General features: G+C 67.8%; 10 protein-coding genes. All 10 read left to right on the forward strand.

What is annotated here, in order from left to right; genetic code table 11:
• The first annotated feature begins 3 nt into the window (after positions 1-3).
• The 10 genes from OEB96_RS33300 (at position 4) to OEB96_RS33345 (ending at position 19254) form a co-directional block, all read left to right on the forward strand.
• The gene (locus tag OEB96_RS33300; protein ID WP_266220869.1) at positions 4-309 is read left to right on the forward strand and encodes a hypothetical protein; all 306 of its coding nucleotides are present in this window, start codon (positions 4-6) and stop codon (positions 307-309) included.
• Complete coding sequence (locus OEB96_RS33305) at positions 302-1438, forward strand: hypothetical protein (protein ID WP_266220870.1); 1137 nt, start codon at positions 302-304, stop codon at positions 1436-1438. The genes OEB96_RS33300 and OEB96_RS33305 overlap by 8 nt, the downstream gene beginning before the upstream one ends.
• Complete coding sequence (locus OEB96_RS33310) at positions 1438-1974, forward strand: phage baseplate assembly protein V (protein ID WP_266220871.1); 537 nt, start codon at positions 1438-1440, stop codon at positions 1972-1974. Before OEB96_RS33305 ends, OEB96_RS33310 begins: the two co-directional genes overlap by 1 nt.
• Complete coding sequence (locus OEB96_RS33315) at positions 1974-2351, forward strand: GPW/gp25 family protein (protein ID WP_266220872.1); 378 nt, start codon at positions 1974-1976, stop codon at positions 2349-2351. The genes OEB96_RS33310 and OEB96_RS33315 overlap by 1 nt, the downstream gene beginning before the upstream one ends.
• The gene (locus tag OEB96_RS33320; RefSeq protein ID WP_266220873.1) at positions 2351-4936 is read left to right on the forward strand and encodes a baseplate J/gp47 family protein; all 2586 of its coding nucleotides are present in this window, start codon (positions 2351-2353) and stop codon (positions 4934-4936) included. The genes OEB96_RS33315 and OEB96_RS33320 overlap by 1 nt, the downstream gene beginning before the upstream one ends.
• Complete coding sequence (locus OEB96_RS33325; protein WP_266220874.1) at positions 4933-7506, forward strand: baseplate J/gp47 family protein; 2574 nt, start codon at positions 4933-4935, stop codon at positions 7504-7506. The genes OEB96_RS33320 and OEB96_RS33325 overlap by 4 nt, the downstream gene beginning before the upstream one ends.
• The gene (locus tag OEB96_RS33330; protein WP_266220875.1) at positions 7503-11171 is read left to right on the forward strand and encodes a hypothetical protein; all 3669 of its coding nucleotides are present in this window, start codon (positions 7503-7505) and stop codon (positions 11169-11171) included. The genes OEB96_RS33325 and OEB96_RS33330 overlap by 4 nt, the downstream gene beginning before the upstream one ends.
• Positions 11168-14866, forward strand: coding sequence for a right-handed parallel beta-helix repeat-containing protein (locus OEB96_RS33335; protein ID WP_266220876.1), 3699 nt, complete (start codon positions 11168-11170; stop codon positions 14864-14866). The genes OEB96_RS33330 and OEB96_RS33335 overlap by 4 nt, the downstream gene beginning before the upstream one ends.
• Positions 14863-18696 carry a DUF6519 domain-containing protein gene (locus OEB96_RS33340; protein WP_266220877.1) on the forward strand — a complete coding sequence of 1278 codons (3834 nt, stop codon included), beginning with the start codon at positions 14863-14865 and terminating at the stop codon, positions 18694-18696. The genes OEB96_RS33335 and OEB96_RS33340 overlap by 4 nt, the downstream gene beginning before the upstream one ends.
• A 219-nt stretch (positions 18697-18915) precedes the next feature.
• Entirely contained in the window at positions 18916-19254 is a 339-nt protein-coding gene (locus tag OEB96_RS33345) for a hypothetical protein (RefSeq protein ID WP_266220878.1), read from the forward strand.
• The last annotated feature ends 8 nt before the right edge of the window (positions 19255-19262 follow it).

A 19262-nucleotide genomic window follows, 5' to 3' on the forward strand; every position in this document is an offset into this window, starting at 1 on the left:
ACCATGGCCGTCTTCGACCCCAAGAGCCGCTATGCCAAGCCTCCGTCCGAGTCCTACACCGTGGTCGATGCCCGGGGCCGGATCGTCCAAGCGCTGGCGATTCCCTCGGCGCCCGTAGAGACCCCGCTGGGGGACTACATCCGCAAGCAGGGGCAACGCCTCGATCACCTCGCGGCGTCGTTCCTCTCCGATCCTCACGGCTTCTGGCGCATCGCGGAGGCCAACGAAGTGCTGCTGCCCGACGCGCTGGCCGAACGCGAGCGCATCGCGATTCCCGCTCCCATCCGTATCAGGAGGCGCCGTGGCTGACGTCCGCTACCAGATCGCGATCGATCGCCAGCTCGATCCGGGGCTGACCGACGAAGCGGTGGAGATCGGCGTCGAGCAGTCGATCGACAGCCCCACGAGCTTCCGGGTTCGCTTCGCGGTGGACATCTGCGGGGGCGATCTGACGCTGATCGAGGACGATCGACTCACTCCGGGGCAGCCCGACACCGAGGTCACGGTCGTGGTGGTGGTCGACGGGCAGAGCCACGTGCTCGTGCACGGGATCATCACCGAACGACAGGTCAGCCTGGCGGAGGGCGGTGCTGGCTCGTGGCTCGAGGTTCGCGGTCAGGATCGACGAGCGGTGATGAACCGCGAGGAACGTTGCGAGTCCTATACGGGGAGGGCCAGCGACATCGCCCAGCAGATCCTGTCCGGCTACGGGTTCGACACCGACATCGAGGACACGGAGATCGAGTACTCGGAGGACTCCAATCCCCTCAACCAGACTGAGACCGATCTCGCCTTCGTGGACAAGATCGCGGGCAACAACGGCTATCACTTCTGGCTGGACTGGGACGCACAGACGGCTCCGACCGGCTTCTCGGTGACCGAGACCGCGCACTTCAAGTCCTCGCCGCCACGGCCGGAGCAGAGCCCGCTGGGTGTGGTCGGCCCGCGGCTCCTCGCGCCCGACGATGCACCGGAGCTGCGGCTCAACAGCGGCGATGGCTGCTCGAACGTGCGGAGCTTCGAGCTCTCTGCCAACGCGGAGGCGCCCAATTCCACCGGTTCGATCACGCGGGTCAACGACGGTGAGGGCACGGTGGACGAGACCGAGGTGCCTCACTCATCCGACGAGCCCCTGGGCGACGATCCGCCCGCGGCTGCGCCTCGCACCCGACGGGTGGTCACGGCGGGTAGCGTCCAGGAAGCGCGAGTACGCAACCAGGCGGCAGTGGATGATGCGGCGTGGTCGGTGCGCGCCAAGGCGGAGACCAGCGTCAACGCGCTTGGTGGCGTGGTGGCGCCCCACCAGATCTTGCGCGTGATCGGGGGAGGACGACTCAATAGCGGCAACTATTTCGTGGGGGGAGTCACCCACGAGATCACCTCTTCGGATCACAAATTGCGGATCGATCTGCTCCGCAACTCGCTGGGAGGCTCGTGATGGCGGACCGTGCAATCGAGCAGATGCTCGCCCGACAACGCAGCCAGTACTTCGGCAAGTACCGGGGGCGGGTCGTGGACAACGAGGATCCGAACAAGAAGGGGCGTCTCAAGCTCACGATTCCGCAGGTGCTCGGCGAAGTCACGGTCTGGGCGATGCCCTGTGTTCCCTACGCGGGCCGCAACCTCGGGTTCTATGCGTTGCCCGAGATCGACGCCGGCGTGTGGGTGGAGTTCGAGGCGGGCGACCCCTCGCACCCGGTGTGGGTGGGTTGCTTCTGGAACGACGGCGACATCCCGGATGCAGACGCCAAGCCCTCGATCAAGTTCTTCCGCACCAAGAAATTTCGCCTGCGCGTCGACGACGATGAGGGCGAGATTCTCATCGAGAACGACTCGGGTTCGGAAATCCGGCTCACGTCGGAGGATATCGTCATCAAGTCGTCGAAGATCGGAAACGAGGCTAGCAGCGGCAGGAAGACCCTGCTGAGCTCGGGCGGCTTCAACGTCAACGACGGTGCCCTGGAGGTGACGTGATGGCGCGGGTCTTCAAGGGCTTTCGGTTTCCGCTGGAGATCGATGTCACGACCGGCCAAGTGGGACGGGAGTCCGACTACTCGCGCTACGTGGCGCAGCTCATCAAGCAGGTGCTGCTGACCGCTCCAGGCGAGCGCATCGATCGACCCGATTTCGGCGCCGGGCTGCGCCGTCAGTTGTTCGCGCCGTCGTCCGAGACCACCGCCACCTTGCTGCAGACGCTGGTGTTCCAGAGTCTCGATCGATGGCTAGGGGACCTCATCACCGTCGACGAGGTCAAGACCGCGTTCGAGGACGGTCGGCTCGAGGTTGACGTCGTCTACACCGTCAAGGCCCGCGGCGAGCGCGAGGTCTTGAACCTGGAGGTCGCGCTCTGATGCCGACGACCAACGACCGGCTCACCGCGTTGCGCCGCCAGGACGACCGGTTCACCGGGATCGACTTCGTGCAGGTCGTCGACAAGTGCGACCAGGCGCGGCTCCGCGTCTTCTTCTTGACCGACCCCCGCACGCTGGCGACTCCCTTCGAGGACGTGGGGGCGGCGACGGTCGACCCCATCCCCGTCGAGGCTAGCCGGGTCCGGATCTATAGTCCCCGAGGCGAGGCGCCCGACGTTCAGCTCGCTCCCGCCACCGACGCGCCGGAAGGGCTGCGCTGGATCGACGATGACGCTACCGGACGTCGTGTGCTCGAGGTCACGGTCGCCGAGCCCGGGACCTTCACCGACTACCGACTGAACATCGCCGACGCTCGGATCGATCGCGTGTTCAACGACGCGCGGTTCTCGTTCAAGGCGGGTTGCGAGTCTCGCTTCGACTGCGCCACCCCGCTCCAAGAGTGCACTCCGGAGCCGCTGGTCGACTACCCGGTCGACTACCTCGCCCGTGACTTCGTCAGCTTCCGCAATGCACTGCTCGACTTCGCGGCCCAGCGCTATCCCGGCTGGCAACTACCGCGTGAGGCGGACCTCGGCATGGTCGTGCTCGAGATTCTGGCCGCGACGGGCGACGAGCTGTCGTACCTGCAGGAGCGTCTATGGCGGGAAGCCGGCTTCGAGGACGCGACCGAGCGCCGGACCCTGCGTCGCAAGGCTCGCCTGGTCGATCACGAGATCCACGACGGCCGTGCCGCGACTACCTCGCTCGAGCTCACGGTGTCCTCCACTACCACGGTGGCGGCCGGCAGCCCGGTGTGGGTGCGAACGGCCGGGCAGGAGGTGATCACCTTCGAGCTCGGACTCGGTTTGGAGGACGAGGACAGGGGCGTGACGTTCGCGGTGAGCGAGCACTGGAATCCTGGCCGCATCACCCCCTACGCGTTCGACGATGGTGATGTCTGCTTGGCCGAGGGCAGCACCGAGCTGTGGGTACGCAACGACCCCTCGGACCCCGAGGGCGAGGTGTTCACCGCCCTCGATGCGCCGAAGTGGGTCGGTCGTCGCCTCCTGCTGCGCCGGATTCCGATCGATCCGTCGGAAAGCGAGCGTGTCGCGATCGTGCAGGTCGAACGCGTGGACCTCGAGGACGACGACGGGCAGCCGCTCGAGGATGCTCTGTTCGGGGTGGGCCTGGCTCGCATCCGCTGGCGGGCCGAAGACGCCCTGACTTTTGCAATCGCCCTCGAGCAGCTGTCCGTGTCCGGCAACATCGTGCCCGCGACGGCCGGCGAGCGACGGGTGATCGAGTATCGCATCGGCCCGACCTCTGAGGCCGACGTGGCGGCGGGAATCCACTCCGCTGTGGAGCGCGAGGGTCCACTCTACTCCACCCACGATCCGAGCCTGCTGCGGCGCAAGGATCCCTGCGAGGAGGGCGACGAGGAGAGCGGCACGCGGCCGACGATCTACCTGCTGAGCCTGCTCGCGTCGGAGCAGGAGGGCCTGGGTTTCCTCGACGTCGATGGCGATCTGCGGCGCACCAAGCCCGAGCTGCGGGTCGAAGAGATCACCGCGGGGGCGCGGCAGTGGACGTTCCGACGCTCGCTGCTGGTCGACGGCAGCGACGACGACAGCTTCACCATCGAGGACGGCACCTGGCGCCGGATTGTGTCGTACTCACGCGGCGGCAGCGATCTAGTGCATCGGGACTACGCCAACGCGGCCGGCTACACGGTGCGGTTCGGCGACGGGGAGTTCGGCCGCCAGCCCGCGCCGGGGGCCCTGTTCCGCGTCACCTACCGCACCGGTCCCGGCACGCGGGCCAATGTGCCGGCGGGCAGTGTGAGCGCGCTGCAGATGGGAGGGGTGGTCAGCGCGCTGCAGCCCGTGGTCGTCGCCGTCCGCAACCCGTTGCCCGTGGTCGACGGGATGGACCCCGAGACCAACGCCCAGATCAAGCGCGATGCCCCGCAGGCGTTCGTGGGTAAGACCTACTTCGCGGTCAGGCCCGAGGACTACGGGAGCCAGGCCCAGACCCTCGACTTCGTGCAGAGCGCTCGCGCGAGGTTCCGTCACACGGGCAGCTGGCTGTCCGCGATCACGGCCATCGATCCGTCCGGGTCCTACCAGCTGTCGGCCGAGCAGAGGGCTCGGGCCGAGGCACTGCTCGACTGTCGACGCCAAGCCGGTCGCGACGTGATCGTGGTCGACCCCAACTACGTCGCGGTGGACCTCGAGATCGGCGTTTGCGTGGCGCGCTCGGCCTTTCCAGCTCATGTGCGACGGGCCGTGCTCGAGGCGCTGTTCGGCCGAAGCGGTAGCCGCCCGCGGCCAGGGTTCTTCTCGCCCGACAAGTTTACCTTCGGTACCCCACTGCGCCGCACGGCCCTCGAGGCGGCGGTGCAGGCGGTCACCGGGGTCGACGCGGTCACGCGGATCCGCGTCCGCAAGCTCGGGGTTACCGACTTCGAGGACTTCACCGAGCCCAGCCTGCTCGTGGCCGATGACGAGGTGATTCGCGTCGAGAACGATCCCGCACGCCCCGAGCGCGGCGTGGTGTTCCTAGCGCTGGAAGGAGGGGCATGATGGCCGACTGCCGCGAAGAATCATCCGGCTCGCCGCTCGAGCTCATCGCCGCGGGGCTGACGACCCTGCCGAGGCAGATGCGGACCTTTCCGGAGATCCGGCAAGACCTGCTAGCGATGCTTCCCACCAAGCGGGCCCTCGCCGTCTGGCATCCCTCGGGCGACGACCTCGGCTTGATGTGGCTCGAGATGTGGGCCGTGGTCGGCGACGTGCTCGGCTTCTACGACGAACGCATCGCGGACGACAGCTACCTGCGGACCGCGGTCCGGCGAAGGGAGCTCAGCCGAGTCGTCACCTTGTTGGGCTACACACCTCGGGGCGGCGTCGGAGGTCGGGCCGAGATCGCCGTCCTTGCCAAGGGCCGCGAGTCGGTGACGATCCCGGTGGGGATGGGCTTTCGCTCGCGTGCATTCTCGGGCGAGGACCCGCAGGTGTTCCAAACCGACGCCGAGCAGGTCGTCCATCCGCTGCAGAACAAGTGGATCGTGGAGCCCTATGTGCGTCGCCCGACTCGGGACCCAGACTCGACCATCACGGTCGGCGGGTCGAAGGACAAGGGCAAGGGCAAGGAGACGTCCTCCGCGGTCATCCCCATCGTGTACTCGCTGCTATTCGAGACCGCGGGATTTGGGCTCTCCAAGGATGATCTGGTGCTGTTCGAAGGACGAGACCCCGCGCAGCCAGAACCCGTGACGCCTCCGGCGACGCGGGTCCTCGCCACCGAGCCCTTCGAGGGCAAGGACGGCCGTATTTACTCCAAGGTCACCTTCGACCCTCCAATCTCGATCCCCGAAGACTATGACCTGCACCAACTGAGGGTGCGCCGGGCCGTGCAGTGGTTTTCGGCCTCCCGACGCGAGCGACTGGACAGCTCGGGCAGCACGCACCCGTCCGTGCGGACGGTGGGAGGAATCTCCGAGGTGGTCCGCGAGGGGGCTGCGACTGGGATGAAGGTCGGAGACATCGTGGTCGTCGTCCGCGGCCTCGATGGTCCAGAGCCGGGCTTCCGACGCACCACCATCCAAAAGGTCTCCCCTTCGGCCGTGTGGATGTCCGAGCTACCCAAGCCCACGGGCATCCCGGATGACGTCGACTGGAAACAGAGCGCCCCGGCCTCACAACTGGACTTGACACCTTCGGTGTGGTCCAGCGTAGACGAGCTCACCTTCCACCATGACTTCGTCGACGCCGGGCTGGCGACCAACGTGGGGCGGATGGAGGTCGGGGTCGAGGAGCTGACAGACCCCGAGGGGGTGCCCATCGTGGGCATACCCGCCCCTCCACCCGCTGCGGTCCTCGGTTTGGAGGGCCTACCCAACACCAACGTGGTGGGGGTGCTCCATAAGACCTTTCTCGTCGTCGATGCGGCAGGCGTGGGTGTTCGACTCGAGGGCGAGATCACGTTCCACCGCGATGGGAGGGCGTCGTTCGCGGTGCTCGACCCCTCCCCCGTGCCCTCGACTGGCTTGCGGCTGCCCATGACCATCTACGGCAACGTCGTGAAGGTCAGCCGCGGGGAGCGGGTGGGGGCGGAGGTGCTCGGCAGCGGCGATGCTCGCATTGCCAGTCAGAGTTTCGAGCTCAAGAAGAAGCCGCTGACCTACCTGTCCTCGACCACGGCCACCAATGGCATCGCCTCGACCCTGACGATCCGCGTCGACGGAGTGGTGTGGGACGAGGTACCGAGCTTCCACGACTGCGGCCCGGACGATCGCGTCTACATCGTGCGTCACGACGAGGAGCAGCGCTCGGTCGTGAGGTTCGGCGATGGCGAGCGGGGGGCCCGGCTACCGTCGGGCGTCAAGAACGTGGTGGCGACGTATCGCTTCGGAGCCGGGTTTGCGGCTCCGCCCGCGGGGGTGATCAATCAGCTCGCCGGGGCGACGCGGGGTGTCGACGGGGTAGTGTCTCCGATCGCTGCGTCACCGGGACAGGACCCCGAAGGAGCCGACGAGCTCCGCTCCGCCGCCCCCAAGCGTGCGGTGCTGCTGGGGAGGGCGGTCTCGGTGGCCGACGTCGAGGCGCTGGTGTCCGGCGCCACGGGCATCGTGCGGGCCAGCGCTCGCTGGGCCTGGCTCGACGACCAGATGCAGGCCGGGGTCCAGATCCGCTACATCGGCGACGCTCCTGACACCGAGATCGATGCACTGGTGCGAGCGCATGCAGATCCCACAGTGCCGGTCTCTGTCACTGCCGCAACGCCCATCGCGGCGATCCTGGACCTCGGCATCGAGGTGCACCCCCGTCATGACGTCAACGTGGTCGTGACGGCGGTGGCCGACCACCTGCTCGAGCCCGAGGTGGGCGTGCTCGATCCCCGGCGAGCCGAGATCGGCGGCGTGTGGTGGCCCAGCCGGCTGTACGAGGCGGTGATGGAGGTCCCCGGGGTGGTCGGTGTCAGCGGCGTGTCGATCACGACGCCGGGGGAGCCGCTGTCGTTCGCGGCCGCGGGCGGGACCTGCATCCCCAGTGGATGTTGGCTCGACTTCACTGGGACCGATGCGGTTCGGGTGTCGGGGCTCGCGGCGGTAGGGGTGCCGTCCGAGCCCGCGCATGGAGGTGGCTCATGACCGCCGACGGCTACGTCGAGTACTACACGGAGAAGCTCTGGCAACTGCTCCCGGAGGTCCATCGCACCGAGGATGGTCTCACCTCCAACCCCGATGCGCTGCGTGGGATCATCGAGGTTCTCGCGTCCGACGTCGCGAAGGTCCGGCGCTCGATCGATCGCCTCTGGGAGGACCAGCACATCGAGACATGCGACGACTGGGCCGTCCCGTACCTGGGTGATCTGGTCGGCGCGCGCCTGGTGTCCGCGCGAGACCGCCGAGGACGGCGGGTCGACGTGGCCAACGCGATCCACTTTCGGCGACGCCGCGGCACGCCCGACCTCCTCGACACGCTCGTGCGGGCGATGTCCGGGTGGGACGTTGTACTGGTGGAGGGCTTCCGCAAGCTCGCACGCACGCGGCACCGCCTGGACGCTGCACCGGTCGCCACGGGGCTGATGACGTCGACGCCTCCCGGGGGCACCGCCGATCTCCGAAGGCCCAGCGGTACCGAGCTGACCGATGGCCCCTTTGGGGAGTTCTTCCACCTACCCGACATCCGTCGACTGCGAGGGCGGGACGGCCGCCACGGCATTCGCAAGCTGAACTTCCACCTGTTTCGTTTGCGCGCGTACCCGATGACCGGGGTGGACCCGGTGCAGTTGGAGGATCCCGACGGGCTCGGTCTGCTGCGGACCTTCACCATCGACCCTAGCGGTCGCGACATCCCGCTGTTCATCGACGGCGAGCCTCCCGAGCTCGATGGGTTGGCGTCGAGCTTCGCCGCCCGCACCCGTTCATGTGGAGCACCGCCCGAGTGGACGGTCACCCAGGCCATTCGCTGCCGACTGCTCGGACACACGCGCTTCGAGATCACTACCAACGTAGCGACCCAAATCGCGGCTTCGACCAGTCCGCCGCTGGCCGCCGACCAGACCGCCATCGTGCGTGCGCTGGGCCTGCGGTTCGCCCGAGAGTCGCTGATGCGCGGGCGTCTGCAGGATCTCGGCGCGACCATCCCCAGTCCCGTGCCCGATTGGTATCGCGAGCTGGTCGCTCGCAGCCTGGTCGAGGCCTGCGGTAAGGCCCAGCTCTACCCGGCCCAGATCGAGGTCTCGGTGTCCGGCGACGCCGTGCCCACCCAGGAGATCCACGCTGCCGACCTCTGGGATCGGACCTGCCAGCCCTTGCCGACGGGCGAGCTCGCCCGGCTGTTGGTCGATCCGCACCTCGGCCGCTTCGCCACGGTTCCCGTCGACGAGCCGGCCGATGCCGAGCCGAGCGTGCTGCGCTACGTATACGGATTCTCGGCCGACATCGGCGCCGGACCCTACTCGCGTCCCGAGCCGGTCCTCACTGCCCGCGTGGCCGTGGGAGGCATGGTCCCCGACGGGGGGGTCCTACAGGGCGATGGGCTCACCTTCGCGGACAATCGCAGCTACGACCTGTTCATCCGCAGCACCGAGCCGATCGGTGACGCCCGGCTGCAGGCCGAGGTGCAGCGGCGCCCCTACGTGCGCCTGCGCGGAGACGAGGACAATCCTTCAGGGGCGAACCTCCTGCCGCTCGGAGAGGGACAGACCTTCGTCATCGATGGCGGATGGTATGGCCCGGCCGGCCCCGACGAGTCGTCGCCCGCGGTGGTGGACTTCGTCATCGAAGGCCTGCCGCCTGCCGCAGACACCGACGTCGTCGACTTCGAGCGGGTCGAGATCCGGTACGCGACCCTCGACCCCGGCGGCCTGCGTGGCGACGGCATCCGCATCCCGGCGCTGCGACTGCGAGTGCGGGGGCAGGTTCGCAAGCTCGTGGTCCGACGCAGCATCACTGGTCCGATCGCGGTGATCCGGGACGCGGGTGCCGAGCTGGCCAACGTGGAAGAGATCGTCATCTGCGACAGCATCATCGACGGACGCGCCGCGCCCGATGAGCCCGCGATCGATTCCGACTTCGCCACCGTCCGCATCGAGAGCAGCACCATCATCGGCGACATTCGAGCGCACGAGCTCCACGCCAGCAACACGATCGTCGTGGGGGTTGTCCGCGTCATCAACAACCAGGCGGGATGCTTTCGCTTCAGCGCGAGCGTGCCGGGCGACGATGGTCGATTGCCTCCCCGGTTCCGTGACGTGCTGGCCGCGATTCCTCCCGCGTACTTCGGATCGCTGCGCTTCGGGGATCCGCGCTACACCCAGCTGTCGAGCGTGGCGCCCCCAGAGATCGCCAAGGGGGCCGAGGATGGCTCGCAGATGGGAGCTTTCGCGCACCTGCTCGAGCCGATCCGGCTGCAGAGCGTGCAGGCGAAGCTCGACGAGTACGGCCCACTGGGGATGCTCGCGCAGTTCCTGTTCGAGGACGAGCTGCCCAGTCGCACTTCGTCTGTACACGCGGGCCCGATCGCCCCAGAACCCCCAAACGTGCCAGCTCCGCCTCCGCCGGATCCCGGCAACTCGATCCCCGCTCCGCTGGAACCGGCGCCCCAGCTCCCGACCAGCTGCGACGACGAGGCGCCACCGCCCCCGGCGGTGAAGGGTCCCGTGAAGCTGCTCTTGGATGAGGCCGATCTCGGCGGGGCACCGGACTTCTGGAGGGGCCGAGATTGGCGCAAGGACAGCCTGCCCGGGCGTGCGACCACGCTGTTTGGTGGGATCCCCTTCGATCGCGTCGAGGGGGTCGTCGAGCTCGACGGCAGGGTCGGTGCACCGCCGGCCCAGCAGGGGTGGCAAGCGAGCAACCCGCAGAGCGCTACGTGGGTGGTCGACGAGGAGAATGGTGCGATCGAGTTCGCGGCCGGGGATCTCGAGCGCTCGGCGTCGCTCATCGCGGAGCGCGATACTGCGTGGGCTACGTCGTCGCAGGTACACGGCTACGTCGTCTTGGCGATCGACGAGCTGCCAATCGACGAGCTACCAGCCGAGGTGGTCGATGTGCGGGGAGAGCCGCCCGCGGGGCAGAAGCTGAGGAGCGCTCGCGTGCCCCTCGATCCCTTCGACATCACCGTGGTTACCGGCGGAACCGAGGGACCGACCCGCGGCATTCGCATGGGCTGGGCGAGGGATCGACACGTCGGCGGTGTGCGGCTGGTGTCGCTCGACAGTGGCGCGCGTCGACCGGTCCTTGGTCGGGAGCCCAGTGCGTCCCCGTTGGTAGGCTGGCAGTCGATCTCCATGCAGGCGCATCCGCTCTCCGACGAGGTCGTCGTGAGTGTGGACGATCGCATCCAGGAGCTGCCGCTCGAGTGGTTCGGGCAGATGCCTCCCCGTGCGCGGTCATCGTCCAGCTTTGGCGTTCGCATCGGCATGGCCGGGCGAGGCAAGGTGCGGGGTGCCCTGCGAACCGTGGTCGTTTCGACGCCAGGACGATTCGTGCGGGCCTGGCTCGCCACCGAGGTTCCCCAGGAGCCGGCCGCGCTACGCCTGCGGTTCGCCGCAGAATCGGGTGTCGAGGGACGAGCGTCGATCCTCGTGGGGTACGCCTCGCGTGAGCCGGGCGAGGCGGCGACGCGGCGCCCCAAGGCGCAGCGACGTGGAATCCTCACGCTCGTCGATGGGCGTGGTGAGGTGGTGCTGCCGTTGCCCGATGTGAAGGCGGGGCCGCTGCTGTTGACGATCGAGCGTGAAGCGGGAGCCCAGGTGGACAGCATCGAGCAGACCATTCGTCTTGTGGACGGAGAGTGGCAGACATGAGCGCCGAGGACGTGATGCGGCTACTCGTGCAGCCCTGGAAGCACTACGTGGGGGCCCGCCTGCAGATGGCGCGCCCGACCATCGACTCCGACTTCAACGAGAACGCGATCTCCGACGACGAGGATTGGCGGCAGGCCACGCTCGCGATGGTCGGCGCGGCGGGTCGCGTCGATCAGGGCTTCCTGCCCGACCTCGTGCCTGGCGACTCGCGAACGGCCACGGTGGTCCGATTCGGTGCGTTCGTGCAGACGCTCGCGATCGAGTTCGACCTGCGACCGGGCACCATGTACGCGGGCGGGCGCCGATTCGACCAACCGAAGCTCGAGCCGGTGCTGTTCCAGCGCGAGTACCTGCAGATGGGCCCGGCCACTGCTCCGCGTGCGGTGACAGGGACTCACCAACAGATGGCCTACCTGTTCGCCAGCGAGCAGCCCGTGAGCGCGGTGGAGGACGCCGAGCTGCTCGAGCCCGCGCTCGGAGGTGCCGACGGCGCGCTCCGCGATCGGCTGATGCGTCGCGTGGAAGTGCGAGCCGTGCAAGCACAGACCTGCGAGGCCGCCTTTGGCGAGGTGCTCGACGCGCTCACCCAGGGCACCACCCTCGACTACGATCAGGACACCTGCGAGCTGCGCTCGGGCGCGCGGCTGCAGGTGGGCTTCGCCTCCCCGGTGGTGGAGGACGATTGCCCGGCGTGCGTGCCGAGTCTGCGCGGACGCCATCTCGGGCGCGAGAACCACACCTTCCGAGTGATGCTCGCATCGCCGGATAGCTACGTGTGGGCCTTCGACGACGGTGCGCCGTTGTACCGGGTCAAGGTCGTCCCCGATGGGCCTCGGGGCGCTCGCGTCGACCTGCTGACCCCGCCCAAGGATGATGACCATCACCCCGGGCTCGACACCGTGGTCGAGCTGCTACCGTGGTCGGCACTACTCGACAACGGCCAACCCCAAGGGGGCAAGCTTTCGGGAGAGAGGGTTCGTAACGAGAAGGTTTCGGTCCAGCAGGGCTTCTTCGCCCGGGTGGACGGGGTGTACCAGCCGTCGTCACGCAGCATGCACGTGCGGCTGCCGGCCGCCGCAAGAGAGCTGGGCTTGGGGACCTCCGGTAAGGCGGACAAGTCCGCAGCGAAGGCCGCGTCTGGCTTCAAGAGCTCGGCGAGCCCCGTGTCCGAGATCGTCGCTACACGATGGGACGCCCGCCACCCCCACGCCGACGAGCTCAACCCCACGTCGACGGCGAGCGATGGATCGTTCGAGGCCCATCTCTACATGCGGGTATGGCATCGACAGAGCGACGGGTCGTTCGCGATTCCCACCTCCTCCTCGGCTCCGCTGGGACAGACCGGGTTGGTGCCCATCTTCTCGGGCCGAGGCCGACCGGGAGACTTCTGGACCTTCTCAGTTCGGCCGTCCGCTCCCGACGAGGTGGTGCCACGTGAGCTGATGCGCTTGGGAGGAATTGCGCCCCATGGGCCGCGCACGATGGTCGTGCCCATTGCCCTGATGGAGTGGTCGTCGACTGGCGGCACGACTCAGACGCTCCAAGCGCTGCACGACTGTCGTCCCCGCATCCGGGCGCTCACCGACCGAGGGTGCGACACGTTCATCGTGGGGCCGAACGGCCAGGGGGACTTCGCCCGGATCCAGACGGCAATCGATCACCTCCCCCCGGCCGGCGGGCGCATCGTCGTACTGCCGGGGATCTATGAGGAGCAGTTGGTGATCGAGGGGCGACGGAACGTCACGATCGTGGGCTGCGGCGCCCGTTCACGCATCGCCACGCCGCCTCACCTCCGTCGGGCGGCGCTCGTGCGGATCGGGCCCCAGGCGCCCCAGGAGGACGCGATCGACACCAGTCACGTGACGCTCCGCGACCTCGCGCTGCTGGCCCGTGGCCAGATCGGGGTCCTCGCCCGCGGGGAGCGGATCGTCCTCGATCGCCTCGACGTGCGCGCAGAAGCAAGCGGTGGATCTCACGACGACGGGCCGGGCCCCGCCCCGACCAGCGCGGCCGTGGTGGTCGACGGTAGCTTCGATGTCCGGGTGACCCGCTGCCGCATCGTGCAGGACGGAGGACCCAGCCTCCATGCAGCCGTCTACGTGCAGAGCCCCGGCCTCGGTGCCCTCGTCGAGGACAACGTGATCGAGGTGGAATCGATCGACGGCCGCGACGGGCAGTCCTGGGGCGGGATCCAGGTCGGCGGCGGCTCCCGAGAGATCGAGATTCGACGCAACCGCATTACGGGAGGCCGAGGCCACGGGATCACCCTCGGCAGCGCGAGCTTCTGGACCATGGAGAAAGACGTGCGGCGTCTCTTGGGGGCGGGGATGGGACTGTTGAGGCCGGAACTGTCCTCGGCCTCGCGTTCGGTGCTGCGAGCCGTGGACGAGCGACTCCACCCTGAGCCCGATCCACCGCTCGAGGACGTCCTTATCGAGGACAACGAGGTCACGGGGGCGGGCGGCAGCGGGATCGGCTCTCTCGCGATGGCGGTGGTGCACCGGCCCGAGGCCATGGCCCCGCCCCTGTGTCTGCGCGCCACCAGCTTCGTCGTCGAAGGGCTGACCGTGCGCGGCAACCGAATTCAGGACAACGCGCGTGCGGTTCTCGACGACTCGCAAGATCCGCTAGTGCGGGGCGGTGTAGCCCTAGGGGAGTCGATCCGACTTCGTGTGGTCGGTAACGTCATCCGCGACCACGGACGCGGCAAGGCCCCGGTGTGTGGGGTCTTCGTAGGACGCGGCCGAGATCTTCGCATCGAGCGCAATCGCATCGAACGCAACGGGACACTCGAGGGACCCGCAGACACCGATCGCGTCGTGGCGCGAGGTGGAATCGTGCTCATCGACCCCGGGCAGATCGGTGTCAAAGTGGAGTGGATCCACGAAGCCGGCCTCGACGCCGTGCTCGTGGTCGACAACGTCGTCGAGCACTACGGTGGACCCGCGCTGTCGGTGGTCACGACTGGGCCGTGCACGGTTCGGGGCAATCACCTCACCGCCGCCACCGAGCCAGTCGATCCCACCACGGGACGAGGTCCGGTGGTGCTGGTCGTCGTGCCCGGACGCCCGTGGGAGGCGGTCGACGTGCCCGAAGGGGCGCCCTCGCCCACATACTGGCTGCAGCCCCCGCTGTCGGTGGGTTACCTCCACGGACAGGCGCAGAAGTTCGGCGGCCCGGGTGGAGGCCTGACCTTCTCGAGCAACCAGATCACCACGGGCTGGGCCGGGCAGAGGGGCGGGCGGCGTGGGCGTGCGCTGCCCGTGATCCTGCGCTCGGCCGACACGGTGGTGATGCGGGGAAACCAGCTCGCCGCTCGCGTACCCAACGACTCGATGGCCGCGCACGCATTGGTGATGGGAGCAGCGGTCTCCGTGACCAGCAATCGCGTAGCCGAGCCCGTAGGTTCCACGTCGGTCTCCATGATCTGCGCTCCCTTCCTGCTGACATGCAGCACCGACAACGTGCTCACTCACTGCCACGTCCCCGACGCCTGGCCCGGAGAGTACGACGTCATCGACGGAAACCTCGTGCTGCTGCGGCCAGACGACGGTTGCCGCTCCGCCACCAAGCGCCTCGGACAGACCATCAATGCGCTGGTGGAGAGCTTCTTTGGCCTGAGCCCGGCGCTCAACGTCAAGGGACAGTCGATCGCGATGCGTCGCGCCGCGTTTCCTCCGAGGAATGAACCATGACCAGCCACGATACCTCCCGGTTCCTGTTCCAGCCGGCCAAGCACTACATTGGCGCACGGTGGCAGCAAGGGCGGTGCCTGCTCGACTCCGATTTCAACGAGCACGCGCAGCACGACGCCGAGGACCAGCGCCGCGTGCTCGCCGACATCATCGGTCCCGTCGGGAGCCCCGACCAGGGCTTCTCGCTCGACCTCGAGCTGGGCGATGAGGTCACGATCGGCTCCGTGAGCTTCGGGAACGCGGCGGCAGTCGACGTGCTCGATCTACGTCTACGGCCCGGTTCGATGTATGTGGGGGGCCTTCGCTTCGAGCACTGTTCTGGGGGCGAGCCGCTGGCCTTCCAGCGCGACTTCCTGCAACTGCAGGCCGACGGAGCCGCACGGCCCCAGGCGGGCCTGACCCATCGCGTGCTCACCGTGCTCGAGGCCTATGAGCACCACGTGAGCGCGGTGGAGGACGAAGAGTTGCGCGAACGTGCCCTAGGGGGCATCGACACATCGGTTCGCGTGCGACGAACGGCGCAGGTGCGAGCCTTCGACGTGGAGGCGGACGAGTGTGCCACGGCGTGGGCTGAGGTCCGCGACCGGCTCGAGAGCGAGGGCGGCGGCACACTGACCGAGCAGTTCGAGCTGCAGTCGTCCGCGAGGCTGCGCATCACCTTCGACGACGGTGCCGCCGAGGATCCCTGCGCGCCGTGTGGACCACACGATGCGGGGCGCTACCTGGGGGCCGACAACCAGGCGATTCGCATCATGCTGGTGGCGCCGCCGAGTGGGGGCGCGGCCGGTCGCTACGTGTGGGCCGTCGACAACGCGTCGCCGCTTTACCGGGTGGCACTCAGCGAGGACGACGACGGGGTCGGGGGCGTGGTGCAGATGCTCACCGAGCCTCGCGACGAGGCCCGTTGGCCGCTGACCCGAACGGTCGTCGAGCTGCTTCCCTGGGGGGCGTTGCTCGACAATGGTCAGAAGCTCTCAGCGCCGATCGGTCGGTTCTTCCGCGTCACCGAGGGCTACGATCCCGACCGGGGGAGTTTCCGCATCGATGCCGCAGAGCTGTCGGCGCTCGATGAGCTCGTCCAGCAATGGGACGTGGCTCACCCCGACCGGGCTCAATTGCCCAACGAAGCCGATCCGGAGGGGCGCTACCTGTTCATGCGGGTGTGGCATCGGCTCGACCCCGGACAGACCGACCCATTGCTCTCCACGGGTGCCGATATCAACAACCACGTGTTGCTTCGACGCCTGGGGATCAATCCAACGTTCACTGGGGTGGGCCAGCCGGGCGACTACTGGACGGCGAGCGTTCGACCCAACACCCCGCAGCAGATCGTGCCGTGGAACCTGACCCAGGGTGGTGGTGTACCGCCCCACGGCCCGCGGCGCTTCCATGCACCGCTCACCCTGGTGACCTTCCGACCGCCGGAGGCAGGCGAGCACGAGAACACCGAGGTGGTCGAGGCGCTGCACGACTGTCGCAAGCGTTTCCGTCCGCTGGTGGAGCGGGCGGGATGCTGCACGCACACCGTAGGCGACGGAGTGACCTCGAAGGGCGAGTACCCCACGATCCAGGCCGCCGTCGATGCGCTGCCTTCGGTGGGCGGACGGGTCTGCGTGCTGCCGGGCACCTACCGCGATCCGGTCGTGATCGATCGCAGCGACGTGGTCGTGGAGGGCTGCGGAATTCAGTCGCGGCTGGAGACCGAAGAAGGGGGGGAGCCGGGGCCTGCTTTGATTCAGATCCTCGCCTCCCGAGTGGAAATCCGCGACCTGCATCTGGACACGAGCGGGCAAATTGGCGTGCTCGTGGGATCGCGCACGGAGACGAATGACTTCGTCGAGGACATCGCCCTCGCGCGGCTGGAGATCGTCGGGGACCAGCGCGCGGGCGAGGGTGGCCAGACGCGGTCGGCGGTCGACATTCGCCAGGGGCGGCGTGTGGTCGTGCAAGAGTGTCGACTGTCCATGGATGGATCGGTCAGTGACGAGGCCATCATCTTCGTTCAGGGCGAGGACGTGAGGGTCGAGCACAACCGGATCGAGTCATTCGAGGTGGGGGGCAGCTTCGGCGCCTGGGGAGGGCTGCAGATCGGCGGAGGCTCGTCCAGGATTCGAGCCCATCACAATCGCATCGTGGGCGGGGTCGGACACGGCATCACACTCGGAAGCGTGCGGTGGGTACCAGTCGGCATCAAGGGCGTGGTCGTCTCCCTCGGGCCAGGAGCTGGCCTCCAGAACACACAGGATCCATGCAAACCCCGCCTCTCCGTGGTGCAGCCCATCGTCCACAAACAGGAGAGGCTGACCATGACCCTCGAGCCGCACCTCGCGGGAGACCTCGAGGACGTGTCCATCACTGACAATCACATCGAGTCCATGCAGGGCAATGGAATCTCCGTGCTCACCACTCTGGAGCTCGACGATGACCAGCCCGAGGGCGATGGCCGCATCACGGTCGACGAGATCAACATCGAGCGCAATCGCATCGTCGACAACGTGACCCAACCGGCGCCGCGCAACCAACCCGGGGGTAAGTCCAACAAGAAGAAGGGCAACTCGGGCGACCATGACGCGTTTGGTCAGTTCTCGGTGTCCTCGGTTCCTCCGGCCGGCATCGCGCTTCTCGACGGTGAGCACGTCACGATTCGGGACAACGAGATCCGCGACAACGGAACCAGCGAAGACGAGCCGGTCTGCGGGATCTACATCGCCTATGGCGACCACATCGTCATCGAGGGCAATCGCATCACGGGCAATGGCTTGCGCAATCCGGGCAAGATCGCGTCGATGCCGTCGTCACGAGCGGGAATCGTGGTTGCGCTCGCAGGAGTGGCGTCGAATCAGGCCGATCCCACGCCGGGCGACCTCTTCGGGAGCTCTCTGCGCGTGGTCGACAACGTGGTGGAGCATCCCAACGGGCCCGCGCTGGTGGCCCGTGCGACGGGACCCATGATGGTCGTGGGCAATCACCTCGAGTCCCTCGGCAATAACGCCTCGGCGCAGGTCGCCGGACGCGCACACACCGTGGTGCTCGTCAACGTGGGGCGTCCGTGGGAGGCGGTGGACCTGGCCGACGGGGAGCCGTCGTCCGAACGTTGGATCTTCCCACCCCGAACGGTGGAGTACCTGCACGGGAGCGGGGGCGGCGATCCGGGGGCAGGTGAGGTCACCACCGACTCGGAGGTCGAAGGGCAGGGCGGCCGCATCGAGTTCTCCGACAACCACGTGACGCTCCGCTGGGTGGGTAGTTCGACCAACGGTGGCCTGAGCTCGGGGATCTCGGTGTCGATCTGCTCGACGGATGCGGTGACCATGGTTGGAAACCAGCTCGCGCTGGACGTCGAGGAGCCGAGTGACAAGGTCAAGAAAAACAAGGAGCCGACCGAACTCGACCTGCGGCCACACATCGTGGCCCACGCGGTCGTCGTGGGGGCCACGGCCAACGTGAGCAACAACCGCGTGTCCGAGGGCGTTCATGATGCGCTCATCTCCCTGTTGGTGCTGGGTGGCCTGCTGGTCTCTTCCACGTCGAACGTGACCACGCACCTCAGCTTCGCGACCACGAGCGCCACGCTCCAGTGGGACAAGTCCGAGCCGCCGCTCGACGATCCCACGGTTCGGGTCGATCGCGGCAACCTCGTCTGGCTGCGCCCGCAGACGAAGGGGGACGATGGTATCGCGTTCCTGGCGACCGTGACTCGAACCGCTAACGAGCTGTTCGCAGCGATGTCCACCAACTGCCTGGGCTTGGGCAACCCCGGTCCGAAGAGGACGGCGGGCCAGCGCTTCGGCACCTTCGTGTCCGCCTTCGGCATGGTGAGGCGGGATTGAGGCGACATGCGGGGCACGATCTCCATCTCGAGCACGCGCATCCTGGCCCCGTCGGGAAACGAGCGGGCAACGACGCGAGCGCGGCGACAACCCGCCGAGCGCCCATCGACAGGAGCCCTGTCCACGCGACGAGCGTCGCCTAGGGATATCCCCTGGATCGAATCGTGGGCGGCGAGCCTCGGCCTTCCGGCAGTCGTGGGGGCGGGCACGCTGTCCTTCGTGTTGCTCGAAGACGGGCAGCGCGTCGGCTATATGGCGGCGCGGGATCAGATGGTCGATACGCCGCTGGGCAGCGAGCCCGTTCGATGGATAGTGTCGGCGTTCCTGGTGCCCCGCGCTCGCGGACGAGGACTGTTGATGCGCTTTGGTGCGCTGCTCTCCCAACAGCACCATCGACAGGGAAAGGTCGGCGCTCGCATCTCCACGGCCAACACCCGCATGCTCAAGTTGATGCGCGTGGGCGGCTGGACGAAGATCCGAAGCTCTCGGCAGTGGGTCGACTTCGTGCTCGATCTGCGCGCCCCATTCGGGGCGGCACCATCCAGACGAGGAGGGTGAGCGCCGGT

Origin of the sequence: Paraliomyxa miuraensis, assembly GCF_026337845.1 — a bacterium.
Lineage (GTDB): Bacteria > Myxococcota_A > Polyangia > Nannocystales > Nannocystaceae > Paraliomyxa > Paraliomyxa miuraensis.

Coding starts and splice junctions, on each gene's coding strand:
- OEB96_RS33340 (WP_266220877.1), top strand. CDS start 14,863: ATGACCAGCCACGATACCTCCCGGTTCCTGTTCCAGCCGGCCAAGCAC.
- OEB96_RS33300 (WP_266220869.1), top strand. CDS start 4: ATGGCCGTCTTCGACCCCAAGAGCCGCTATGCCAAGCCTCCGTCCGAG.
- OEB96_RS33330 (WP_266220875.1), top strand. CDS start 7,503: ATGACCGCCGACGGCTACGTCGAGTACTACACGGAGAAGCTCTGGCAA.
- OEB96_RS33310 (WP_266220871.1), top strand. CDS start 1,438: ATGGCGGACCGTGCAATCGAGCAGATGCTCGCCCGACAACGCAGCCAG.
- OEB96_RS33320 (WP_266220873.1), top strand. CDS start 2,351: ATGCCGACGACCAACGACCGGCTCACCGCGTTGCGCCGCCAGGACGAC.
- OEB96_RS33315 (WP_266220872.1), top strand. CDS start 1,974: ATGGCGCGGGTCTTCAAGGGCTTTCGGTTTCCGCTGGAGATCGATGTC.
- OEB96_RS33335 (WP_266220876.1), top strand. CDS start 11,168: ATGAGCGCCGAGGACGTGATGCGGCTACTCGTGCAGCCCTGGAAGCAC.
- OEB96_RS33325 (WP_266220874.1), top strand. CDS start 4,933: ATGATGGCCGACTGCCGCGAAGAATCATCCGGCTCGCCGCTCGAGCTC.